Source organism: Methylotuvimicrobium alcaliphilum 20Z, from assembly GCF_000968535.2.
GTDB lineage: Bacteria > Pseudomonadota > Gammaproteobacteria > Methylococcales > Methylomonadaceae > Methylotuvimicrobium > Methylotuvimicrobium alcaliphilum.
On sequence record NC_016112.1, the window covers coordinates 2,248,256 to 2,272,280 of the forward strand.

Here is a 24,025-nt window from a genome sequence, read left to right on the forward strand (position 1 = left end):
CTGTTCCGATTCCGTACTTTCATAGTAACGTTCATGAAGGCTTTGCCATCGTCCCAGTAAATGAAAGTGCGAGGCGTTGGGGAAGGTGCGGTCACTCGCCCGACAGGACGCCGTGAATACGTCCATGTAGGCTCGGCGGCGGCTATCCCTGCCGCCGACGCCTATCGGTCGAGCAACCGCACCCTCTTCGGAACCGGCATTTTTACAGAATATTTTTGCATATCGAAAAACCTGATTAGCAAGTTTCTTCAGCTAAAGCCCAAAAACCAGGAGATCCTAGCAGGACGGGGTTTTCAACCCCGTCCTAAACGTTTCGACTTTGGCCGAAGTAAGCCGAAATGTTTAGGGCAAACCGAAACTTGGGGACAGGTTAAATAACCCGTCCCGCAGAAGTGGCTGCGGCTACAACTGGCCTCCGCTCGGACACTTGGCTTCGGCAAGCTGAAGCATCTTGCTAATCAGGTCGAAAAATTAGATAAAAAGTCTAAAACTACGAACTTTCATAGTAATAAGCTTCGCCGTACAAAATTTGCCTATTCTGTACTTTAGGCCCTTAATAGACTTTATGGAGGCATTGACGATGTCATTCCCGGCAACAACTGAACCGATGTCACCCGAAGAATTCCTCGAATGGGAGGAACGGCAAAAGGACAAACACGAATTCATTGGCGGCGAGATTTTCGCGATGGTTGGCGTGACGCGTCAGCATGCCACGATAGCCGGGAACCTTTTTCGATTCCTTGGAAACCACCTTGCAGGGACTCCCTGCCGTGTCTACATGGCTGACATGAAATTGAAATTGGCGAATGCTTTTTTTTATCCTGATGTGTTTGTCACCTGTTCCGAGTCGGATCATAAAGCCGAACGCTATATGTCCGAACCGCGTTTGATCATCGAAGTCTTGTCCGAATCCACGGAAGCATATGACCGGGGAGAGAAGTTTGCCAACTATAGAAAGTTTTCATCCTTGGCCGAATATGTATTAATCGACCTGGTTGCCCATAAGGCGGAAATCTTTCGGCGGGACGATACCGGGCATTGCGTTTTGTATGAATTCTGTGAGAATGAACCATTTTTTTTCAAGCGTAGACTTGGCAATCGATTGCGCTACGCTTTTCGAGAATGCCGATTAATATCATTCATCAACTATCCGAATAGAAACCAGGTAAACGCAATTTGCAAACTCCCAGCGTAATAACCAAAAGAATCATTCCCCAGATTCTCGAACAACACGCCGAAGAAACGGCTTTTCTGTGGATATTACGCAGTTATGCCGTCTATGCCCCGCATTATCGCTTGGAAGACTTGGCAAAACTCGACAGCCGCATCGAAGCGCATCTGGACGGTTTACGAATTGCCGGGAGCGAGGCTTGGCAGTTATGCGAAGAGGCCTTAAAATTCGGCGAACCGGGGGAGGTCTTTGCCGCAGGAATCTTGGCGCTGGAGAGCAAGTATGCGAATCGTCTCGAACGCGTTCTTGAAACAGTGACGCAATTTCCGGAAGCATTGCGCGGTCTGGTTTCGGCGTTCGGTTGGGTTGCGCCGCAACGACTTGCCGGTACGGTCAAAAGCTATTTGACATCGGATTCGCCTTTACTCATACAGATTGGCATTGCCGCCTGCGCAGTTCATCGCGCCGATCCGGGCTTGGTTCTCGCTAAGACTATCGCTGATGACCAAGCACCGGCTTCGCTAAAGGCCTGTGCATTAAGAGCCGCGGGGCAACTCAAACGCCGTGATTTGATTGAACCGATTCAGGATCAGCTAAAAGCAGACGATGAAGCAGTCCAATTTTGGGCCGCCTGGTCCTCAGTGCTGTTAGGCGATAGGATACGAGCGATCGAAACATTGAAAACGTCTGCTTGCATCAAGTCCCCGTTGGGCCAGCGCGCGTTTGATTTGCTATTACGCGCAATGTCTCCCATTGATGCGCATCGCTGGCTGAAAAACTTGGCTCGATATCCGGAATGGCAACGCGATTTGGTCGTCGGCGTCGGCATCATCGGCGATCCGTTTTATGTTCCTTGGCTGATCAAGCAAATGAGCATTCCCGAGTTGTCGCGAGTGGCCGGCGAGGCGTTCAGCAGCATCACCGGCGTCGATATCTCTTATGAAGATTTGGACGACGAACCGCCGCAAGGCTTCGATGCGGGGCCTACCGAAAATCCGGAAGATGAAGATGTAACGATGGACAGCGACGAAGACTTGCCCTGGCCTAGTCCTCTAAAAATAGCCGCTTGGTGGGACGCGAACAAGGGACGTTTCAACCAAGGCGTTCGCTATTTGTCAGGCATGCCAATCTCGGAATTGCAGTGTAAACGCATATTGACTGAAGGTTATCAGCGCCAGCGTAAGTCGGCGGCCTTGGAACTTGCGTTGATGCAAGTTGAAGCGCCTCTGTTCGAAGTGCGCGCACCAGGATGGCGGCAACAATCATGGTTAAGCGAATAAGCGGGGAGAACGGTTCATGTCGATATCCATTGCAGGATTGATTTTTTTGCTCGTTTCAATTGTATTTTTCGGTTTGGTATTAAGAAACTTTTGGACTCACCGGCACAGCCTAACGACAGAGGCGCAAATATGGTTAAGGCTCGCAATGATTTTCGGTATTGTCGCCGTTTTGCTGCTGTTCGTTTGAAGATTTTGCCTACTTAATGAATATGCTTTACTTTTTAAAATAAACGGAATTTGTTCCTCATTTCTTTGCGCAGATAAGTATAGTCGACAATGATTTTCCAATCGTGTTTGACATTAAATTCAATAGAATCCCAAGCGGCGATTTTAAAGACCTCTGTGCCGTCTTCGCGATAACTGTAATAACTGATGCTGTCGTCATCGATCATGACTAATCTCCCGAAAGCCTGCAGCGAGGGTGATTGGCGGCTGACCGGGTCGATAAAAAGATTCGTACCGATATAGTCCGAATTGGCGTCATACAGGATTAAGCCATCGTTACGCATGATCCAGATATCCGGTTGTATTTCATCCTGGTTCAGAATGGTCGCAAACAGTTTGGGCAGTATCTTTTCCGGGGACATTCTAGCTTCGAGGTATTCGACAATGCGACCGTCCTTTTTGATAGGCATTCGGTATTTTAGAATAAGTCGGTTATTTTCGAAATCGGCAATCGGTATTAGCTCATCGTTTTCTTCACTTGCGATAAACGCTCCTGTTAGCACTGAAATAGGTTGAATAAAAAACGAATCAAACTGCGGATAACGGTTTTGTAATTCTTCTAAGATCGACGACTCGTCGATATCGCCGGAGCTGAGTTTTTCTGCCGCTTGGCTCAGAACGGAAAATACCAGTGCGATTTTCGATTGCAGCGCATGCGCGATGGAACGTGCTTGTTGCTGTGAGCGTTCTCCGTAAAAAGTGATTCGGCTTAAGGCTTGTTCGGCTTCATGTTTAGCTTCATGCATTTGGTGTGCATAATGAAGCGAAAAGCCCGCTCCGATACTAATTGCAATGAGTAGCAAGGCGGTCAAGAAAACGGCAAATTTATTTTGTGCAAAAAAACGGCTTAATAATTCACGTCTTGAATAGGCATAGACATTGACCATGCGTCCGTCACGAAAAGCCTTCAATTCTTCAGCTAATTTTCCGGCATCGGTAAAACGTTGCAAAGGATTCTTATGCACGGCTTTTTCGCAAATCGCGATCAATTCAGGAGGTGCTGCAGTATTGAATTGTTTAGGAGAGGGAGTATCGGAATCCTTTTCTATTTGTTGCTGTACTGCGGAAATCGAGCCGCGGTAAGGTTGAGTGCCGGTAATAATTTTATAGAGAATCATTCCCAAACTGTAAACATCCGATGTTTTATCCGCGCGACCGCTGAATTGTTCCGGCGCCATATAGGCGGGCGTACCCAGCGCTTCCGATGTACTTGAGTCGCTTAAGCTATCGCGTTGGTGAGTGAGAGCTTCTCGATAAAAATAGGTATTGTCGTCATCGTCCAGCACCTGGGCTAATCCCCAGTCGACAACGATGGTTTCGCCGAAATTACCGACAATAATATTCGCGGGTTTTAAGTCGCGATGAATGACGCCTTTGGCATGAGCATAGGCCAAGGTATTGCAAACATCGATTAAAGTATCTAATAGTTGAATGCGTTGGTTGAATCCAGTTTTGGGATCGGTGTCGGATATTTTTTCGAATTTCCGGGCCAGCGTTTCGCCTTTAATATAGCGCATCACATAATAAGGCCTACCGTCGTTTCGTTGACCTAGCTCATAAACAGGAACAATGCCCGGATGTTCGAGTTTTCCGGTAATTTTGGCTTCATGTAAAAACGAATGATCGAGTTCAGCGTCGCCGCTTAGTTCATCCAGCATTTCCTTGACCGCGACTCGCCTGCCGATGGTCTCGTCATAGGCTAGATAAACCCGGCCGACACCGCCTTGACCGAGAATATCGAGTACGCTCAGATTCTTGAATCTTTGATTACCGGAATTTTTATTGTCGGGTTCAATAGTCAAAGGACGATTTGTGGCAAAACGTGTCGAGTCGTCTTCATCGATCAGCGATGTATTGGAATGGGATTCGTCGTTAAGCATTTGACCTCGGCTGCTCTCAGGCGTGTGTTCTGTTGAATATTGTCATAGTCTTTATCTGCTTCGGCACTCTTTTATCAAAACGCATAAACTTTTACTAAAGGATAATTTAAAATTTTGCTTTGCAATGGGTATAAATTCGTTTAATTTAAGATTTTTTTCTTCAAAGCCAATAATTCGTCATGCTTGGGTATTGCTTCGAGCCCTTCTTCAATTTTGCTTAGGCTTTCATCGTATTTTCCTTCAGCATATAATTGCTGGGCTTGTTCTGCCAGGATATCGGCAATCTTCTTTAAACCGTTTTTGGCTTCTTTATTATAAGGATCGATTTCAAGCGCTTGTCGATACGACCATAACGCATTACTGCCGGTCGGGGCGGTCAGATAACCGACTTCAAAATGAATCTCAGCCAGTTCCAATAAGTCTTTGACCTTAAGTTGTTGCTTCGGCGTTAGTTCAATAATTTTATCTTGAAGCGGGTCGGTTTCCTGCGATAGTTTGATATAGCCTCCGGTCGTAACGGCAATGGCTATTATAGCCATTGTGCCCAGAATAATCGGTAGGGGCGATTGTGGCTGCAAGTCGGTGATGAGCTGCTTGACCGAGGGAGTGCGATCTTTTCTTTCCAAAGCCAAGGCGCGTTGCAGGCCTTTCCACTGCCGACGACTTAAGCTAGGCACCGTTTTAGGTTGCAGATTAAGCTCATGGGCCTTGAGTGCCGATAATTTTCCGTAAGGATGCTTTCCAGTCAAAACTTCATAGATGACGCAAGCAAGCGCGTAAACATCGTCGCTAGGGTCGGGCTCTTTATTAGAAAACATTTCAAGGCTGGCATAAGCCGGCGTCAATGCGCCTAAATCCCTACGAGCATCGAAAATGGTTTCGTCCTGATCTTTACCGGGACGGACTGCACAGGCGATACCAAAATCGAGGACTTTGACTTCGCCGTTTTCTAATATCGAAACATTGCCCGGTTTAAAGTCGGAATGGATAATGCCGTTTTTGTGCGCATAAGCCAAAGCCAAGCACATGCCTTTGATAATGTGCCAGGCTTTTTTGAACGGCATACCGTTAGGAATAACTTTATTGATGTAGTCTTTTAACGACTGTCCGGTCAATACTTCCATCGACATAAAAATATGCGATCGGTCTCTGTCGAAGTCATAGACGGTAATGATATTCGGATGAGCCAATGTTTGAGCCTTTCTGGTCTCCCGTTGCAAAGCAATATAGGAAGTTGGGTTATCCTTGAATTCGTCGTTTAAAATTTTCAAGGCGACATAAGGAGACTTATCTTGAGCTTCTTGTTTACGTAAATCCAGCGCTTTATAAACGACGCCCATGCCGCCGCTACCGAGCAATTCCTCCAGTATGAAACGGTCTTTTAACACCGAGCCGATACCGATTTTTTCAGATTCGGTTGAGCTAAATCCCGATGATCCGGAATATCTAGTGCCGCGAGTCGTATTAATCATTTGCCCGGATGTTATATCAACCGAACTAACCGCACCCCTTTGGGCTGTGGATTCGAAACGATCGGTCAACCGGGTTTTCTCGAAGTCAACATTCGGTTGAATGATTTCGCCCGGTTTTGGTGTATTGGTTTTTGTTGTTGGCCAGACAATGGTTTCATCTTGCTCGTGAGAGGACGTGCTTATTCGTGTTTCGTCGTCATTATGCAGAGATAGAGTTGTTTGTACGATTAAGCCCTGGTGAATTTGCGGTGGTAAATAGCCCTGTTCAAAGCAGTCATCCAGCAACTTGCGCAGTTCGCCTGATTGTTCGGGATGTTCGCTAAGCAGTTGACGCATTTGTTTCGACAAATCGCCGAAGGTTGCTTCGCCTTCGCGGAAAGAATTTAGTACCTGAACAAAGTGGCTTAATGGGGTTTCCATGATTTTCCGGTGAATCGGGCTGTAACGGCTCTTAATGAGCGAAATGATAATGCAAAATAATAGGCGGGTAATAGCGAATGGTAAATAGTAAAAGGTGAAAGGTGAAAGGTGAATAGTCAATGATTAGCCGGACGAGGTTTTGTAAACCCGTCCGTAACGTTTTTAAGGTAGGAAAGGCATCAATCGCGTAACCTAGTATGACTGGGACAACGGGAAGTCCTTGAAGAAAGGTACGCATTGTCAACCTTCCGGTGCTTGTAAAAAAGCGGAAATGTCCCCACCAACTGCAGCAATAGCGCAGACCATTCAATTCAATCGAGAAAAATTAATAAGTATTTCCGAACCCAAATCCAAGCAAGCAGTCCATTCACTATTCACTATTCACTATTCACTATTCACTATTCACTATTCACTCTCTTAAACACCATCAGCGTAATATCGTCATTAAACACTTCGGTTTGGCAAAATTGTTTGAGCTGTTGAACAATATTATCGATGATGGCATCCGGCTCGTATTCAGTGGAATGAGAAAAAATATCCACGAGCCGCTTGGTACCGAAGAAGTCGCCTTGGGGGTTTTCCGCCTCGGTCAAGCCGTCCGTGTAGAGTAGCAAACAATCGCCTTCGGCCAACACGGTTCTTTTTTCCTCGAATTCGACATGCTCCCGAACGCCGACGATGAGTCCTTCCGTGTCGAGTTGCTCGCATTGAGCTCGAGTCCGGCGATAAAGTAGAGGGGGCGGGTGCCCGGCATTCGAATACCTAAGGTGGTGAGTTTGTGTCTCGTATTGCAAGTAAAATAAGGTGATAAAGTAGTCGGAATGGTTAAGATCGGCAAACAGAAAGTCATTTAATACATTGAGCGTTTGCGCCGGCGATGCCGGCCAATGCGCTTGCGCCCTAATGGCGCTTCTTGCCGAAACCATAAATAAAGCGGGTCCCACGGCATGACCGGAAACGTCGGCAATGACCATGTCGAGATGAGTGTCGTCACGGTAAAAATAATCGAAATAATCGCCTCCGACTTGCGTAGCAGGTAAGCAAAACCCGGTGATCTTGAACTGATTCGATATAACTGGTGCAGAGGGAAGCAAAGATGCTTGTATATTCTGAGCAATTCTCATTTCGTTTTGCGCAATGGCCAAATTAACTTGAGCCATGCGTATTTGGCGTTCGGCGGCTTTTCGCCCTGTAATGTCATGCACAAAGCCGCTGAATTCGTAAGCATGGCCTATTTTTAGCGGCGCTACACTGAGTTCGATAGGAAATTCAACACCATCTTTACGTAAAGCGATCTGTTCGGTCAGTTTATTCAAAACCGGGCTTTTACCGGTTTGCAAAAAGGTTTGCAGTTCGTCGTTCAGCGATTTACGAAAGCGTTTAGGTACAATCAACCCGGCGACATTTTGACCTATTGCTTCCTCGCGCGACCATCCGAACATGAGTTCGGCTCTTTGGTTCCAATCGGTAATGATGCCGTAGGAATCCATGATGATAATGGCATTGAGCGCGGTTTCAATGATCAACCTTGTTCTTTTCTCGCTTTCTATTAATGCGTCTTCATAATGTTTACGTGCCGTGATATCTCTGTCCACGCCGCGCCATTTAATCAAATTGCCTTGTTTGTCAGTTATCGGTAATCCGGTAGATTCGGCGATTACCTCGTGCCCGTCCTTATGTCGATAATGATTAAGTAGCGAATAGAAAGGTTTATGTACCGAAGAATAAGGCTGAAAGCTAGTTTGATCCTGAGGTGTCAACAGCTCCGTATAGTGCTTTCCTAAAACGGCTTCAGGGGTGTAGCCGATGATGGTATCGACCGCATTACTGCTATAGATGTAATAGCCGTTCGGGTCTTGCTCCCACAGCCATTCTCCGGTCATTTCGGCCATTTGCCGAAACCGTTCCTCGCTTTCCTTAAGCGCCGCTTCAAAATGCTTGCGTTCGGTGATATCTTCTTCGACAGCGAGAACGTGCGTAATTTGGCCTTGGCTGTTTTTTATGGTGCTGATGCTTTCAAACGCCCAGTAATCTTCACCGTTTTTCTTTTGATTTTTAATTTCTCCGCGCCATTCGCCCCGACTTAACAGTTGTTGCCACATGTTTAGATATTGCTCGGCGGTCGTATCGCCCGACTGCAAAATTTTCGGGTTAAAACCGAGTAGCTCTTCCTTAGAGTATCCGGTCATTTCACAAAATTTCGGATTAATGTATTCGATGCGTCCGGAAGGGTCGGTGATAATGACTGCGCTAGCGCTTTGCTCAACGGCTCTGAGCATTAAAATAAGGTTGATGTCGAGCTGGGTTTTTTCACCAAGTTTTTGAATCAGCAAAGCAAATCGGCTTACATTATCGGTTTCGCTTAAAGCAAGGCGGCATAATGAAATCAATGCGGGGAATGGAGAATCGGTTGCATCCTTCAGTTCGGCTTGAAAACTGATGCTGGTTTGCTCGAAAGGCATTTTCTCCAGAATTTCCTGCCAAAAATTCGCAGGATTAGACGCTGATAATAGTCTGTCGAGCGGTTTATCGATTAGCTGTTGCGTTTGATAACCGAAAAGCGCGATTGCGCTTTCGTTGACCGCATCGATAACCGGTGTCGAAGGTGTCCGGTTTTCAATGCTGGCGATGATTAAGCTTAAAACCGGGCCGTCGATAAACGAATGCATGTTAATCGGTTTATTTGGTAGTGTGAATCAAAAGACTGGGCAGTAGTAATCGATCAAAAATTAAAAAAACTGTGGATTATCGGCGACAAAACCATGTACCTTCGATTTGGGCTTAAAGTCCGGGGCTATCCAAGGTTGAATATCTTCATCGACTAAGTATTCAGCCAGCCATTGCGCTTGCCCGCGTATCGGCAAAATAAAGGCATATAGTTTACCGTTAGGTAATTCGGCGACGTCACCGATTGCAAAGATGGCCGGATCGGTGGTTTGCATGAATGAATTCACTTTTATCCCTCGGTTGACAGCCAGTCCCGCTGCGGCAGCAAGTTCAGTTCTCGGCTTGAATCCACAAGAGACTAAAGCCGCATCAAATTTACCGCCGTTATTGGAATTAACAAGTATTTCGCCGTTTTTCTTGTCGATGCCGGTGACAGATTGGTTAAATAAAACGTTAACTTCGCTATTTTTCAAAATTTTAAGCAGTTTTGCCGAGTCGCCATTGCTCAGTTGCCGCTCCATCAAGCGATCCATGGCATGAAACAGGCTAACTTTATCTCCCGAAACGGCTAAATCCGATGCCACTTCGCAACCGATTAAGCCGCCGCCGATAATCGCCCAATGAGGCGGTTTGTTCTTGTTCAACAACGTTTGTCGTATCTGACGTAATTCTTTGAGGTCGGCAAGGCTGTTAAGGAGATGAAAATTATTGCGATCGGCCATTAACGCCGGCGGGATGAAGGCTGCGGAACCTTGGGCTAAAACTAAAACATCATAGTCTATAGTTGTTTTTATTGATTCGGCTGCCAAATTGACGATTTTATGGTGGCGATCGATAACTTCCGCTTCGGTCTCTGTTAGAACTTCAATCCTTTTTTGTCGAATAGTTTCAAAAGTTTTGAGAATGATGGACTGCTCTATACCCTCCTTGCTAAAGCCGTGAGAAAGCAACGGCCGAGAATAAAAGCCGTCGCTTTCCCGTGTTACCACGGTGATACGAGCATCCGGGTTTAAAGTATGTAGTTTTTCGGCAAAGGTTATGCCGGCAAACCCCGATCCGATTATCACGACTTTCATGGCAATAATACTTAGAGGGGCTCGAAAGCGCTTTTTTCAGCTCCGCACTCAGGGCAAACCCAATCATCAGGAATATCTTCCCAACGAGTGCCGGGTTCGATTCCGCTATCCGGATCACCTAATTGCTCGTCGTAAATATGTCCGCATTCTAAACATTGATATTTTTTATAATCTGCCATAACGTTGCCTTATTAATGATGGATGAAATAGTCGTACCAAACACAATTTTCTATGAAATACCGATAGTGATTTATTTATAACTCAATTAGCTAAGCCAAGGCAAACATGAGTTTTAACATAACAGTCAAGCCAAGGTATCCAGTTCAAGCCTTTCGAGAATCATTTCGCTGCCGGCAGTAAGCCGAGTATCCCGGCTTTGGCAGACTGGGCAATAGAGCCGATTAGCCGGCACCTCCGACTCGATGCCGCACTGTTCACAGACGATTTGCGCCGCTTGTCGTTCAATAATCAAAACGGCACCATCGGCTATGGTATCGACGCGATTGATTTCAAAAGCGCTTTGCAACAATAAGGGCTCTACACCCGATAAAACACCGATTTTAACCGTGATGCTAGCAACTTTCGTTGCTTGATGTTGCCGGGCCAGATTTTTTACTTGATCCAGCAAATCCTCGCATAGCGAGAGTTCATGCATGCTGCGCATCCTCGGTTAGCATTTGATCGAGTAATTCCCAAGTTGACCGCGCTTCTTCCGCACTGATTTTCTGGATTGCATAGCCGACATGGATGAGAACATAATCGCCGATGCCTATCGGTTCATCCTGCAGTAAAAACAAACTGACTTCTCGTTCGATGCCTTTGATCGAACAAATAGCGCGACTACCGTTAATAGAGGCAATTTGCATAGGAATGGCAAGACACATGAGAATTCCCGAAATGAGTTTTAAATTGTGATAGTGGTTAGGTAAAGTCCCGCGGCCGCAATTGCTAGCCCCCCGGCTCGAGTCAACCAAAGCCGGCGTTTAATTAGCACGGCCATCGTAATGCCGAACGCATGAACCAGTGAAGTCGCGACAATGAAACCGGCGCCGTAGAATAAAGGCGATCCGGCTTGCGGCATTTCCAGTCCGTGCGCATAGCCATGGACGCTTGCGAATAAACCTGCGATCAGCATACTGGTGACGACGGGTAAACGCACCGAAAACATTAAAAAAACGCCTAAAAGCAATACCGTTGCGGCTATGGCAAACTCAAGCAAAGGCAGATTCAGGCCATACGAGGCCAATAATGCTGACAGGCTCATCGTGCCGACAAAAGCAACCGGCAAGCGCCAGAGTGCTTTATGACCTAATTGTACGGCCCAAATGCCAATTGCCAACATCGCCAGCAAGTGATCGACGCCTATGAACGGATGGATGAATCCTTCGGCAAAACCCGCGCCTTCCGCGCCGAAGGTATGGGCTTGAGCCGCCGTACCGTAAGCGGAGAACGCGGTGATTCCGATTATTGCATTGATAGACTTTATATTCATGTCACACCTTTTCGGCTAAATTTGAGGATAAAACTTCGTACTTGTTGTGAAAAAACCGGCTTAATGCTCCAGGACAATAGGTTTTATAACATGCTAGTATCTTGGCGGCAAAAGCAGTTAATAGAGTCGTGATTGTTGAATGGCTTTACGGCTTACGCATCCTGAAAAACAAACCCACCTAAGAGTTTTACTATAGCCATCATGATAACAGAACATTCATTTTCCGATACCTACATTACGCTTGCACATGGTAATGGCGGACGTTTCATGCGCGAATTGATCGAGCATTTATTCGCTAAATATCTCGATAATGCCTGGCTCGATACCCGTGCCGATGCGGCCGCCATGCCTTTCGACGAATCGGATGGTGAGTTGATGATCACGACGGACGGTTTTACGGTCGATCCATTAGAATTTCCCGGCGGTAATATCGGTAGTCTGGCTATCCATGGAACCGTGAATGATTTAGCGGTGGCAGGCGCAACGCCGCGTTACTTGAGTCTCAATGCATTTATCGAAGAAGGCTTGGAGATAGCCGTACTTGATCGACTTATTCGCAGCATGGCTGAAGCTTGCCGAGAATGCGGTGTTGATATCGTAGCCGGCGATACTAAAGTATTACGCCGGGGGCAGGGCGGCGGTGTTTATTTTGCCGTAACCGGTGTCGGTAAACGCTGCCATTCTATCAATCTGGGTATTGATAATATCGAGGCCGGCGATTGCATTTTGCTTAGCGGAACTGCCGGCGATCATGGTTGTGCCGTGTTGTTGGCACGCGAGCAATTCGGCTTGAGCGGAACGTTAAAATCCGACGCGGCGAGTGTTTTCCCGGTGACGCGTGCATTGCTGGATCTGCCCGGGTTACGATTTATGCGCGACCCGACCCGAGGCGGAATAGCGACTGTCGCGCACGAAATTGCCTCGGCTGTCGCCGGCACGGTCAAACTGCTCGAATCGAAGATACCGATTAACGAGCAAGTTAAAACCGTCGCCGAAATCTTAGGTTACGACCCTTATTATTTAGCCTGCGAAGGGAGGGTAATGGCCGTAGTCAGTGCCGGCGATGCCGAAGAAGCGCTTAAAAGAATGCGTAGCGCGGGTTGTAGCGATGCGGCGATTATCGGCGAAGTTCATGCCGGTAGGGCCCAGGTGATTTTGGAGACGGCGTTAGGCGGTGAACGAATACTAGAGGAGCTTGAAGACGACCCGCTGCCGCGGATATGTTAGATCTTCGAGCTGTCAAACATACCTTAGGAATATGCACAAAATAACTTATACAAGCAGTAGGTTTTTGGCGGTTTGATGACTCGCTTGACAGGGCGCCGTGAACCCAGCACCTTAATTATCAAAGATAGTTAACCATAACGTTCATGAAGGCCTAGCCATCGCCCCGGCAAATGAAAGTTCTCTGGTGGCGAAGGGTGCTGCCACTCGCCCGACAGGGCGCCGTGAATACGTCCGTGTGGGCTCGACGGCGGTTATCCCTGCCGCCGACGCCTGCCGGTCGAGCAACCGCGCTCTCTTCGGAGCCGACATTTTCTCTGCCGAGCTTCGTATATCGAAAAATTAGATATAAAGAGCCTAAATCTACGAACTTTCACAGTAACCAATGGGCTATGGAATTTAGGCGCTGGGTGAATACTTCCTTATTTACTCAACGAAATAAAAGATGAATCGTTTTGGTTATGAGTCGTGGTGATGATAGGTTTCAAAGATCGTAACGTGAAACGTTTCGATCATTTAATCCGGCAATATACCGGCCAGTCGCACAAAATTTAAGTATTTTTGCCGTTTTCCAGCAAATATCCCAACCCTCTTATAGTTCTGATATTGACTTCGAAAGGCTTAAGACGTTTACGTAAACGGTGTATATAGACTTCTATGGCATTATCGCCTAGTTCATCTCCGCCAGTCGATAAACGCTGAGCGATTTTATCCTTACTGACTACGTATCCGGCCTGTAGCATAAGCGTTTCAAGTACGCCATATTCGCGCTGAAACAAAATCAATGGATCTCCGTCGACTAGAACTTGGTGCTCAAGCGTGTCGAGGGTTAGCCTACCAACCACAATATCTTTACTAAAACCGCAGTAACTTCGACGAATTAGAGCATGGACGCGTGATTCCAATTCCCTACAATCGAATGGTTTCACCATGTAATCATCCGCGCCGCGCTTAAGCCCATCGATTCGGTCGTTTAATCCGTCTCGAGCCGTTAAAATCAAGATGGGAACCGTATCTTTGCGCATTCTCAGTTTCCATAAGATTTCGCTGCCGTCCATGTCGGGTAATCCTAAATCCAGTATCAACAAGTCAAAGTCTTGTGCGAGCAAAGCGCCTTCCGCATAATTGCCGTTCGGTGCACAGGTGACATCATAGCCGGATCGGGAGAGGGTATATGCCAATCCATCCGCCAGAACGGCATCGTCTTCTACGAGTAAGATTTTCATAGTTTTGATCGCGCTGTAAATTACATTGTTTCCTCGGTTGCTCGTTAACGAGCCAACGGGTGTTTTTTGCCGTTCTTTCTTTGGTCGTTGTAGGTTTAATCCCCCGGAATTTCCGGAGGATTAAACATCATCTATCGTTTCTCCTTTAGTTAGTTTTAGGATCCGGCCGTTCCCAGAATCGGCTGACCAATAAAGCCTCCATAATGCTCATTGATGGAATTGGGGACCAGCTTGGCATATTTACCTAGCCCGAAAACGCCCATCAGCATTAAAATAATACCGGCGATCACCGAGACTAAAACCAAAAAACCGTGCGCCTCGGCGAATGTGTCTCCGCCAGCTTCGCCGTGATCGGAATGAAGGCGGCGGTCGGCCCGTAAACTTGATACTTAGAACCGCTCCAGGTCCGGCCGATGATACAGGCCAGTGCGCCGGCGATGATGCCTTGTTCCGGCCGCAGCCCCATCGCCGTTGCGAATCCCATTGCCATTGGGATTGCGGTCAACGCAACGATGAGTCCGGCGCTGAAGTCGCGATAGGTGGTTTTCAACTAGGTTTCGCGGGTTAAATCTTCGAAACGGCTGTCCCAGAAGGTGTTGGATTCCTTCAGCCGCTGCAAAATCGATGTCGGTTGATTGGTTTGCGGCTCAGTTTTTTTACCGGAGCCGCCGGATCCTTCTTGAATATGTTTTTGAATAGTACTCATAAATTGCTCGCAAAATATCAAGTTAATAAATGCCCAACTTCATAACGCTAAGCACGTAGGAAGCCATTCGGCAATAGTGTCAAGCTTTGGTTGCCTTGACTGTTTTGCTTAGCGCCTAATGAAACTTCGGTAATTTTCAGGCGACTTTTGCGAATGAAAGGAATCGGATTGAAGCTGGGTTGCCGGTTTAACCTAGGGTTGTACCGTTTCGGAATGACGGCTTCATCGATTTGGTTGCCGTCGATAAAGGCGTTGAAAGCGGCTTGATTCAAGCCGGTAAAGAGCTCCGTTTTAATTAGTACCTTGTCGGCTGAATAGCTTTGACGTAAGGCCTTGCATGTTTTTTTGAATTCCGGAGTCTTCAAGGACTGAAGCAATTCGGTCTTTGAAAAATACAAAAGGTCGATTGGACAATCGGAAAGAAATCGGCAATGCGTCAAGACGAAATGGAGCTTGTCGTCTCCGGCGTTAGCTAGGGTATGCTTGACCAAATTTAGCGATTCCACCGAAAAATCGGTCGGAATCAAGATTGTTCTTTTCATATTTCAATCCTCTTAAAAATGGGGCAAGCTCATGTTATTGATTAATACTTTCACATGCCTTTCACCAAGCTTTCGCGAAACTTGCTTGAAACTTTCGTGAAACTTACACGGCGAGAAGAGATGTGTTGCGGCTTGAGGAATTTAAGGGATTTAAATCGAATGAACCCGGAGGTAACTATTTTTTTAAAAAAGAGGGTGACCAAGTGCTAATGGGCTTTAAATGCAGGGAACTGATCAATTAAATGCGGAGTGCTATATTGCAAAGGCAAAGGCCTTGAACATAAAAAGAGCAGTTAGCATATGTTATAGACCGTTCGTGCTGAGCTAAGTCGAAAGGAGAGCAGAAAAGTCTGAGTTGATTTGTTAAGCTGTTCATGGCTCAACAGGCTCACTACGAATGGCTTAACTTAATGGCAGTAAAGTGTGGGGGGCTAGTCAGTTTTTGCGTGAAATCAGAATAAGTCAAACTGTATCGGTTCAGCTCGAAATTGTCATTATTCCAGTGACTATCGCTACGAAAAGTATAGAGTTTGTCGACAATGGTTCAAACCGGGCAGGCTTCGATGATTTGTCCGTAACTGATGCCTGCGTCGTTTCCCGGTAATCGTTCCGGTAGATAAACCTCGAAGCCTTCCTGTTTCAAGTAGTTTATCGCCAATTCGGTCAATCGTTTATTTTGAAACACGCCGCCGCAGAGACCAATTCGGTCGATTCGGTGCGTTGTTCTAATCCGGATAGCCTGACCTCGGATCGTTTCGGCTAGACTGGCATGAAATTGACCGGCTCGTTCTTGTTTAGATAATTTCTTGTTTTGCAGCATCGCCAATAAAGGCGTCCAATCGCTGCGCCAAATGCCGTTTTCGTCTTGTGCCAAGGGAAGCATTGGCCCCGGTCCGCCATCGGCGCTCAAGGCTTCCAGTTCCATCGGAGCTTGGCCGTCGTAATCGGCTGTCGATACCAGCCCTAGCAATGCCGATGCGGCATCGAACAATCTGCCGGCGGAACTGCATAAAGGCGCATTGAGCTCGTGTTGCCAAGCTTTTTTCAAGAGTTCGGTAGGGAATGGGCATTCTTGCCATTCCCGGCCGCATTCCCAAAATAAAGCCGCTGCGCTTCGCCACGGTTCGCGACCGACTTTGTCGCCGCCGGGTATTCTGAAGGGTTTTAAAGATCCCGCGCGTCGCCATTCCCCGGGCTTGCCCAATAACGCTTCGCCTCCCCAGATCGTGCCGTCTTCGCCGTAGCCGGTCCCGTCCCAGGTAAAAACCAGCATGGTTTCGAATAAGCCGTATTCGCCGGCTAATGCCGAGGCATGGGCGTGATGATGAAATACCTGCGTTACCGGAAATCCCGATTGTTCGGCCCATCGGCTCGAACGGTAATCGGGGTGCGCGTCGCGAATGACTTTTCTGATGCTTATGCCGTAGAGCGTTGCGAGCTCGTCTATGGTTTGTTCGAAGACTTCTTGACTCCGCCTCGATCCGAGGTCGCCGATATGCGGAGATATCACGGCGCGGTCGTCCCAAGCTAGTGCTATGGCATTTTTCATGTGTCCGCCCACTGCAAGCACCGGCTCTTGTAACGTAAACGGTAGTGTCATTTCCAAAGGTGCACAGCCGCGGCCCAGTCTAATCGGTCTCATGCTACCGGCAATTTTTCTGAAGACCCCGTCGTCCGCCGGTCTCAATATCGGACGGTTATGATGTAAAAAAGCATCGGCTACCCGGCTTAATCGCCTCTCGACTTCATCGCCGTCGGTCATGACCGGTTCGCCGCTGATGTTCGCCGATGTCGCAACCAAAGGACCGCCAAAGTCAGCGCTTAATAGATGATGCAATGGGCTATAAGGCAGCATGATGCCGATTTCGGTGATACCGGGGGCGACGGATTCGGCCAGTGGACTACTGTTCCGTTTCTCGACCAAGACGATAGGACGGAGCGGGTCTTGCAATAAAGTCAATTCTGCCGGGTCGGGTTCTGCGTATTCCATCACGGCTGTTAGACCTTTTGGACCGCGCCAAGGAAGGAGAACCGCGAGCGGTTTGCGGGCGCGTTGTTTTCGTTCTCGCAAGCGTTGGACTATTGCCTCCGAGCTTGCATCGCAGATCAAGTGATAACCACCGACGCCTTTGACCGCAACGATTGCCCCTGCGCGTAAGGCTTCGATGCAGGCGGTCAAAGCCTTTCCGGTATCCGAAATGGTTTTTTCACCGGCGATGTGAAAAGTCAATGACGGTCCGCAGAGCGGGCATGCCAAAGGTTGAGCGTGAAATCGCCTGTCCAGGCGATTTTCGTATTCTTTTCGGCAGTCGGAACACAGTTCGAATTCGGACATCGCGGTGTTGACACGGTCGTAGGGCAGTTTTTTGATCAGCGTGTAACGGGGTCCGCATTGCGTGCAATTGATGAACGGGTAACGGTAACGGCGTTGTTTCGGATCGCTCATTTCGGCAAGACAGTCGCCGCATAAATAATAATCAGGCGGTATGTGAATGGCAGAAGCCGACTCGGTAATGCTATCGAGAATCGAAAACGTATCCAGGTCGTCGGGTTCGGCGGTTTGCCAGCTTGCGAGTGTCGGTTTTGAGAGAGGAGGGGCGTTATCGATGAGACGTTCCATGAACCGGTCGATCCGGTTCGGTTCGCCTTGTATCAAAATTTCAACAGTACCGGCCCGGTTAAGCACCCAACCGCTTAAGTTTAATTCATGGGCCAAACGGCATATGAAGGGGCGAAATCCGACGCCTTGCACTTGACCTGTGACTATCAAGCGGCGCGCATCGTTTTTGCGGAAAGAGGTTGTTAGAGTGGATATCAATACAAGGCGGGTTCAGCAAATTAAGTGCAAGTCGTTTCTTCGTGTTCGGCTGATCGAGTCCTGATTCCCGACGACCACCAAATTCGGCAGGCGCCTTCATCGGAAACCATGCACGGGCCAACCGGCGAGCGCGGCGTGCAGGAGGCGCCGAAGAGCTTGCAATCGACCGGCTTGATGCGGCCCAGCACGACTCTTGCACAGTCGCAGCCCGGCGGCATCGCGCCGGCATTTTTTCTCGCATTTTCGGCATGAACGGGAAAACGAAGCCGGGCGTTATGCTGTGCATAGTCGGCGCTAAGCTCAAGTCCTGAGGCTGGTATGATGCCGATTCCTCGCCAAGGGGCGTCGACGATCGTCAGGGTGCTTTCGACCAATCGGCGCGCGGTCGGATTGCCATGCGGTTTAACGACTTGCTCGTAGCAATTATCCAAAAAAATTCGGCCGTCGAGTTTTTGTCGTAAGACAGAATAAATCGCCGCCAATAAACTGTCCGGCGTGAAACCGGCAATCGCGGCCGGGAAGCCGTGGCGGTCCACGACGAATTGCCATTCCTCAGGCCCCATCACGGTTGAAACATGGCCCGGGGCAATCAGCGCATCGAACGACGGCGTTTCGTAGTCGAGTAGCATCTCAACCGCTGGCCAAGTCAGGCGACCGCTCATTAGCAGCAATAAGTTATCGGGAATGCCTTCGGCGAGCATACCGGCGACCGGGGCGCAGGTCGTTTCGAAGCCGGCGACGAAAAATACGACGGTTTTACCGGGTTCGGATTTCGCAATTCGAACCGCTTCGGAAGGCGAGGCGATCGGGCGAATGTCGGCGCCGGCGGCTTTGGCTTGTTCGAGAGAACGTACCGACTTGCTCGAAACATTGACCGGCACGCGCAGCATGTCGCCGAACGCCACGACGATGCTATCGGGTTCGTTCAGGCCGATTTGTATCGCTTGATAAATGTCTTCTTCCGGACAAACGCAAACCGGGCAGCCGGGACCCGGAATTAGGTCGATCATGTCGGGCAGGGCGCTTCTGAGTCCCGCCATCGAAATCGAACGCTCATGACCGCCACAGACGTTCATGATGCGCACCGGCGAGGTCAACGGCAGTGCGCGGATTTTATCGAGCCATTGTCGTGCATCGAGTGCCATCGGAAGACCTTAGGCTGGTGCGCCGGCTTTAACAACCGGGCGAAAGCGGACTTGCGCCGGATCGGCGTGTAATAGTTGGCCGTCGCGCTGGACGTTAGGGCGTGTCGTTTGTTGTTGCGCCAGTTTATTTCGATGCGCTTGGAGTTGTTCGTGCAGCCAATCAATCCAGGCACCCAATCCGGAATCGCCATTCTGCCGAGAAGATAGGTTAAACACAGGAGCTTTACTGGCTAAATTACGTAGTGCTTGTTCGGCCCTTTCCGGTGAAAAATCGTCGAGAAACGGCAATAAGTCGGTCTTGGTGATCAGCATCAAATCCGCAGCTCGGAACATGACCGGATACTTGGCCGGTTTGTCGTCGCCTTCGGTCGTCGAGAGCAGGGTGACGTTCAGATGATGTCCTAGATCGAAACTGGCCGGACAAACGAGGTTGCCGACATTTTCTATGAACAAGATATCGATAGACGACAAGTCGATATGATGCAGGGCATCGTGAATCAGATGCGCGTCGAGATGACACGCAGTCCCTGTCGTGATTTGATAGGCGGGAACGCCATGCGCGCGAATTCTGGCGGCATCGTTTTCGGTTTCAAGATCGCCTTCGATTACGGCCAAGCGTAAAGAACCGTTCAGGCGCTTGATCGTCGCTTCGAGCAAGGCGGTTTTGCCTGAGCCGGGCGAGGACATCAGGTTGATCGCCAAGACTTTCCGGGCATCGAAATGGCTCCGGTTATGTTCGGCTTGGCTGTCGTTTTTGGCGAGTAAATTTTTCAGTACCGTGACCGTCGTGGTACCGTTAGCCGGTTTTTCCGCTAAAACAAACGGACGATTACCGGGCGTGATATTACAACCGCAGGTGTTGCACATAGGGGTGGCCTCTATTACTTCTAATTAGTGCATAGCTATGTTATATGAGCGCTATGAATGGCACAAGCCGATAATAACACTTCGAAGGTTTGAGGGTACTCAAAATTCGGCAATCCTGAGTAAGATTGGAAGGTTGAATCTCGGAGTGAAATTCCCATAAACTGTTTTTTTGTATTTAAGGAGTCAATAAGATGCGTTATTTACACACGATGGTACGGGTTCGCGATTTGGAAGAAGCATTGGATTTTTATTGCAATAAGCTCGGATTGATCGAAACCAAGCGAATGGAGAGCGAGCCGGGCCGCTTTACGCTCGTTTATTTGGCGGCGCCGAAAGATAAGGAGCAGGCCGAGAACCAAGAGGCGCCGTTACTGGAATTGACCTACAATTGGGACCCTGAGGAATACACCGGCGGCCGCAACTTCGGCCATTTGGCTTTCGAGGTCGACGACATTTACGAAACGTGCCGAAAATTGATGGATGCAGGCGTTACGATTAATCGGCCGCCTCGGGACGGTCATATGGCCTTCATTCGCTCGCCGGATGAAATTTCGATCGAGTTACTGCAAAAAAGCGAGCCGTTGGAGCCGAAGGAGCCTTGGGCGTCGATGCAAAATACCGGAACGTGGTAATTAAGTCCGCCGGATTTGGAAATTTAGGCATTCGATTCCCGCGCCGGGACTCGGGAATCGATTGAAAGCCGAATTAGCTATTAACTTGAGCAATCCAGTCTTGCAAGTTGTAATAATTGGAAATGCGAGCGACTTTGTTATCACGGATTTCGAAGAAGGCGCCCGCAGGCAGTCTGTAAGTTTGTCCGGCAGCTTCCGGCAAGCCTTCGTCCGTTTGTAAGTATTCGCCCAAGACGACAAACTCCGCGGCGGCGCGTTTGCCGTCCGGGGTAGTCATGATGACCATGTCGACTAATTCTTCCTTGTAATTATTGTTCATGCAAGCCATGAACTGCGTAAAGGCCTCTTTGCCGATTTGGCGCTCGCCTTGATTGATATCGTGAATGACGTCATCGGTCAGCAAGCTTAAGAAGGTATCCATGTCGCCGGCATTGAAAGCAGCGTAGTATTGTTGTACTAAGTTAATGGTATCTTGATTCATAATGGCCTCTAGGGATTGAAAGGTAACTTTTAAAAAACCGACTATTTTATCGTTGTATTGGTTTTTACGCCATAGAATGCATGGCATTCAGTTTCGATCGGGTCTGATTCGGCGGTGACAGGCGCGTCTAATTGACGCAGATGCTTGCATTACAGCGGTCGCTTGTTTAGTCTTCCCGGGGACATTACTAGAACGGACTTGACGTATGAATCATCCTGAATTTCCATTGGCCGAGGAATTAATTTATTTAAACCATGCTGCTGTTGCTCCCTGGCCACTACGGGCATGCAATGCCGTAAAAGCATTTGCCGAGCAAAACACGCAGTTCGGAGCTTACCATTACCCCGATTGGCTCAAAAAAGAAAACGAGCTTCGCATTCAGCTACAAGCTTTGTTGAATGCGCCTTCGTCTGACGATATAGCGTTGGTTAAAAATACTTCAGAAGCGCTTTCGTTTGTCGCTTACGGCTTGGATTGGAACGACGGCGACAATATCGTCTCGACAAACGAGGAATTTCCTTCCAATCGCATACCCTGGCAATCCTTGGCAGGACGTGGCGTCGAATTTCGCCAGGCAGACTTGAACGGTACTTCCGCTCCGGAAGAGGCGCTATTTGCATTAGTCGATAACAATACACGCTTATTGACCGTGAGTTCGATAGAATTCGCTTCGGGCTTACGTCTGGATTTGGAAAAAATAGGCCGGTTTTGTAAAGCCAACGGTATCCTGTTCTGCATTGATGCGATTCAAAGTTTAGGAGCTGTTGAATTCGATGTGCAAGCTTATCAAGCCGATTTTGTGATGGCCGACGGTCATAAATGGATGTGCGGTCCCGAAGGCTTGGGGGTTTTCTACACGCACCCGGCCGCCCGAGCGCAATTGCAATTGACTCAGTTCGGCTGGCACATGGTTAAACATATCCACAACTATGAAAACAAGCCCTGGGAAGTACATCCCGGCGCCAAGCGATTCGAGTGCGGTAGCCCAAACATGCTGGGGATTCATGCCTTATCGGCCAGTTTGTCATTGCTGCTGGAAATTGGTATGGGTCATGTTGAAGCAGCAGTTCTTGCCAACGCCGATCGGCTTGCCGAAGGTATTATGCAAAATGAACGCTTGGAATTGATTAGCCTCCGAACTCGCAAATTGAAATCCGGTATCGTCGTATTTAGACATAAAACACTGGCGAATAAGCTGTTGTTCAAGCAATTGCAAGCCTGTGGTATCGTTTGCGCATTGAGAGGCCAAGGAGTTCGCTTTTCACCGCACTTTTATCATTCGGAGGCCGACATCGAGCGTGTACTGGATAGCTTGTCAAGCTTTTAAGGGATCGCTTTTAAATCTAAAAAGAGCAGTTGGCATGTGTTGTAGGTCGTTCGTGCTGAGCCAAGTCGAAGCATGAACGGTCTATAACGATTTTACCGGTAAGGGGTGTTTAGCCAGCAATTCCCAGTTTGAGCAGTTTCGCCGATTTTAGGGTGTGGGGTATGCCTGTCGAGGAGCGCCGTAAACCCATCCATGGGGGCTTGGCGGCAGCTCGAACGCCAAGGATGGCGTGAATGCAGATTTTGCATTACGCCAAGGATGGCGTGTAGTAGGGCAATGCAGGAGCAATTGCCGAGGAGCAAAAATCCGCCCTGCTGCCGACATCTTCGCCAAGCATACCCCATACCCTTTTTGATCTCCAAATTGGGAATTGCTGGTATTTAGCAATTTCACTTGCTTCAAATACCTCCGCACGTCAAAATCGGTTGCTTTCTTATATCAAGTGATGACTTCAAAATGTCCATCGATAGTCTATGAGCCGGAATAATCGGATTTTATTTGCCGGAGACCCCCATGGAGATTTTCAATCTTTGATTGATGCGGCGATTGAAAATAGACCTGATGCAGTAGTTTTATTAGGCGATTGCGACCTTGAACGACCTTTGGAGCAGTATCTACAAAAGATAATCGGTTTGACACGAATTTGGTGGATTCCAGGCAACCACGATTTCGACTTTCCGCGCCGTTATCATTATCTTTTCAACTCCGAATTGGCCGAATACGGCCTTCATTTGAAAGTCCGTGAAATCGCCGGGCTTCGAATAGCCGGTTTAGGCGGAATATTCCTTGGACGCATCTGGTATCCGCCGCAAAAGCCCCGATGGAAAAACAAAGCGCATTATCTCGCTAGCCAGCCTGGGCATATTAAAAAAAATGGATTATCGCTTAAATTAAAATCGGCAATTTGGCACGACGAAGTGGAGTCATTGAAGCGCCTTAAAGCCGATATATTGGTGACGCATGAAGCGCCAGGTTGCCATGAATACGGTTTTAGCGCGATTGATGATATTGCTAAGGCCATGGGGGTTAAAAAAATTTTTCATGGGCATCAGCATGACAGTTATTATGCAAAGTTACCTTATGACATCGAGGTCTTCGGGGTTGCCGACCGGAGTGTTGTCGATCTTTCCGGTAAGTTCTACCCGGTAAAGACCGACTAAGCAATGAATGTCATGAAGGCTATTTTGATATTGATTGAGCAAATATTTGCCGAAAACGCGACGCGGAAACCATTGCAAAAATGCCGAAGTTGATGATAAGTGTATCTTTCGCACTTCAAATTTCGGCAGTGCCTGAAGAGGCGCCAGGGGCCGCATGGGGCTGGCATAGAGCCTACAGGGATGTATTTACCCAGCACCTAAATTCCATAGCCCA

24 protein-coding genes are annotated in these 24,025 nt (G+C 48.3%); 7 read left to right on the forward strand and 17 right to left on the reverse strand.

From position 1 onward, the window contains the following. The first annotated feature begins 580 nt into the window (after positions 1–580). Genes MEALZ_RS09610 through MEALZ_RS22665 form a run of 3 tightly spaced genes read left to right on the forward strand, consistent with a single transcriptional unit; the run spans position 581 to position 2,638 of the window. Complete coding sequence (locus tag MEALZ_RS09610; RefSeq protein WP_014148431.1) at positions 581–1,195, forward strand: Uma2 family endonuclease; 615 nt, start codon at positions 581–583, stop codon at positions 1,193–1,195. After that, positions 1,177–2,451 carry a TIGR02270 family protein gene (locus MEALZ_RS09615; protein ID WP_014148432.1) on the forward strand — a complete coding sequence of 425 codons (1,275 nt, stop codon included), beginning with the start codon at positions 1,177–1,179 and terminating at the stop codon, positions 2,449–2,451. The genes MEALZ_RS09610 and MEALZ_RS09615 overlap by 19 nt, the downstream gene beginning before the upstream one ends. Positions 2,452–2,467: 16 nt before the next feature. Continuing rightward, positions 2,468–2,638 carry a hypothetical protein gene (locus tag MEALZ_RS22665; protein WP_014148433.1) on the forward strand — a complete coding sequence of 57 codons (171 nt, stop codon included), beginning with the start codon at positions 2,468–2,470 and terminating at the stop codon, positions 2,636–2,638. 34 nt (positions 2,639–2,672) lie between these two features. Here MEALZ_RS22665 and MEALZ_RS09620 read toward each other — a convergent pair whose 3' ends face one another. The 8 genes from MEALZ_RS09620 to MEALZ_RS09660 all read right to left on the reverse strand — a co-directional run bounded on the left by MEALZ_RS09620 (position 2,673) and on the right by MEALZ_RS09660 (position 11,683). Continuing rightward, entirely contained in the window at positions 2,673–4,556 is a 1,884-nt protein-coding gene (locus MEALZ_RS09620) for a serine/threonine protein kinase (RefSeq protein ID WP_014148434.1), read from the reverse strand. Between the two features lie 140 nt (positions 4,557–4,696). Beyond that, positions 4,697–6,448, reverse strand: coding sequence for a protein kinase domain-containing protein (locus MEALZ_RS09625; protein ID WP_014148435.1), 1,752 nt, complete (start codon positions 6,446–6,448; stop codon positions 4,697–4,699). 398 nt (positions 6,449–6,846) lie between these two features. Further along, positions 6,847–9,117, reverse strand: coding sequence for a PAS domain S-box protein (locus MEALZ_RS09635; protein WP_014148436.1), 2,271 nt, complete (start codon positions 9,115–9,117; stop codon positions 6,847–6,849). A gap of 60 nt (positions 9,118–9,177) precedes the next feature. Continuing rightward, a complete protein-coding gene (locus MEALZ_RS09640; RefSeq protein WP_014148437.1) occupies positions 9,178–10,191 on the reverse strand; it encodes an NAD(P)/FAD-dependent oxidoreductase in 1,014 nt (337 codons plus the stop codon). A gap of 11 nt (positions 10,192–10,202) precedes the next feature. Then, positions 10,203–10,370 carry a rubredoxin gene (locus MEALZ_RS09645; RefSeq protein ID WP_014148438.1) on the reverse strand — a complete coding sequence of 56 codons (168 nt, stop codon included), beginning with the start codon at positions 10,368–10,370 and terminating at the stop codon, positions 10,203–10,205. Between the two features lie 125 nt (positions 10,371–10,495). After that, entirely contained in the window at positions 10,496–10,846 is a 351-nt protein-coding gene (gene hypA / locus MEALZ_RS09650) for a hydrogenase maturation nickel metallochaperone HypA (RefSeq protein WP_014148439.1), read from the reverse strand. Next, complete coding sequence (locus MEALZ_RS09655) at positions 10,839–11,075, reverse strand: HypC/HybG/HupF family hydrogenase formation chaperone (protein ID WP_014148440.1); 237 nt, start codon at positions 11,073–11,075, stop codon at positions 10,839–10,841. The genes hypA and MEALZ_RS09655 overlap by 8 nt, the downstream gene beginning before the upstream one ends. A 20-nt stretch (positions 11,076–11,095) precedes the next feature. Beyond that, positions 11,096–11,683 carry a HupE/UreJ family protein gene (locus MEALZ_RS09660; RefSeq protein WP_014148441.1) on the reverse strand — a complete coding sequence of 196 codons (588 nt, stop codon included), beginning with the start codon at positions 11,681–11,683 and terminating at the stop codon, positions 11,096–11,098. A gap of 201 nt (positions 11,684–11,884) precedes the next feature. Between MEALZ_RS09660 and hypE the strand changes: the two genes are divergently transcribed. Further along, entirely contained in the window at positions 11,885–12,910 is a 1,026-nt protein-coding gene (gene hypE, locus MEALZ_RS09665) for a hydrogenase expression/formation protein HypE (protein ID WP_014148442.1), read from the forward strand. A 548-nt stretch (positions 12,911–13,458) separates the two neighbouring features. Here the strand turns inward: hypE and MEALZ_RS09670 are convergent. From MEALZ_RS09670 to hypB, 8 genes are all read right to left on the reverse strand, one after another. Next, on the reverse strand, positions 13,459–14,133 hold the full coding sequence (locus tag MEALZ_RS09670) for a response regulator (RefSeq protein WP_014148443.1): 675 nt from the start codon (positions 14,131–14,133) through the stop codon (positions 13,459–13,461). A 155-nt stretch (positions 14,134–14,288) separates the two neighbouring features. Beyond that, positions 14,289–14,423 carry a hypothetical protein gene (locus MEALZ_RS23740; RefSeq protein ID WP_014148444.1) on the reverse strand — a complete coding sequence of 45 codons (135 nt, stop codon included), beginning with the start codon at positions 14,421–14,423 and terminating at the stop codon, positions 14,289–14,291. Positions 14,424–14,428: 5 nt separating this feature from the next. Further along, positions 14,429–14,683, reverse strand: coding sequence for a SulP family inorganic anion transporter (locus MEALZ_RS23415; RefSeq protein WP_014148445.1), 255 nt, complete (start codon positions 14,681–14,683; stop codon positions 14,429–14,431). Continuing rightward, on the reverse strand, positions 14,684–14,839 hold the full coding sequence (locus MEALZ_RS23420; protein ID WP_014148446.1) for a hypothetical protein: 156 nt from the start codon (positions 14,837–14,839) through the stop codon (positions 14,684–14,686). A 47-nt stretch (positions 14,840–14,886) separates the two neighbouring features. After that, a complete protein-coding gene (locus tag MEALZ_RS09680) occupies positions 14,887–15,381 on the reverse strand; it encodes a universal stress protein (RefSeq protein ID WP_014148447.1) in 495 nt (164 codons plus the stop codon). A gap of 544 nt (positions 15,382–15,925) precedes the next feature. After that, positions 15,926–18,151 carry a carbamoyltransferase HypF gene (gene hypF, locus MEALZ_RS09685; RefSeq protein ID WP_231692892.1) on the reverse strand — a complete coding sequence of 742 codons (2,226 nt, stop codon included), beginning with the start codon at positions 18,149–18,151 and terminating at the stop codon, positions 15,926–15,928. 68 nt (positions 18,152–18,219) lie between these two features. Then, positions 18,220–19,344 (reverse strand): hydrogenase formation protein HypD, encoded by a 1,125-nt coding sequence (gene hypD, locus MEALZ_RS09690; protein WP_014148449.1) that lies wholly within the window; start codon positions 19,342–19,344, stop codon positions 18,220–18,222. Positions 19,345–19,353: 9 nt separating this feature from the next. After that, complete coding sequence (gene hypB / locus MEALZ_RS09695) at positions 19,354–20,211, reverse strand: hydrogenase nickel incorporation protein HypB (RefSeq protein ID WP_014148450.1); 858 nt, start codon at positions 20,209–20,211, stop codon at positions 19,354–19,356. 191 nt (positions 20,212–20,402) lie between these two features. Here hypB and MEALZ_RS09700 point away from each other — a divergent pair, with 191 nt between their 5' ends. Next, positions 20,403–20,843 carry a VOC family protein gene (locus tag MEALZ_RS09700; RefSeq protein WP_014148451.1) on the forward strand — a complete coding sequence of 147 codons (441 nt, stop codon included), beginning with the start codon at positions 20,403–20,405 and terminating at the stop codon, positions 20,841–20,843. Positions 20,844–20,916: 73 nt separating this feature from the next. On the opposite strand, the gene MEALZ_RS09705 is transcribed toward MEALZ_RS09700, so the two are convergent. Beyond that, positions 20,917–21,324, reverse strand: coding sequence for a ketosteroid isomerase-related protein (locus MEALZ_RS09705; protein ID WP_014148452.1), 408 nt, complete (start codon positions 21,322–21,324; stop codon positions 20,917–20,919). Between the two features lie 205 nt (positions 21,325–21,529). On the opposite strand from MEALZ_RS09705, the gene MEALZ_RS09710 reads away from it, so the two are divergent. Beyond that, positions 21,530–22,651 (forward strand): aminotransferase class V-fold PLP-dependent enzyme, encoded by a 1,122-nt coding sequence (locus MEALZ_RS09710; protein ID WP_014148453.1) that lies wholly within the window; start codon positions 21,530–21,532, stop codon positions 22,649–22,651. Between the two features lie 473 nt (positions 22,652–23,124). Beyond that, the gene (locus MEALZ_RS09715; protein WP_014148454.1) at positions 23,125–23,811 is read left to right on the forward strand and encodes a metallophosphoesterase family protein; all 687 of its coding nucleotides are present in this window, start codon (positions 23,125–23,127) and stop codon (positions 23,809–23,811) included. The last annotated feature ends 214 nt before the right edge of the window (positions 23,812–24,025 follow it).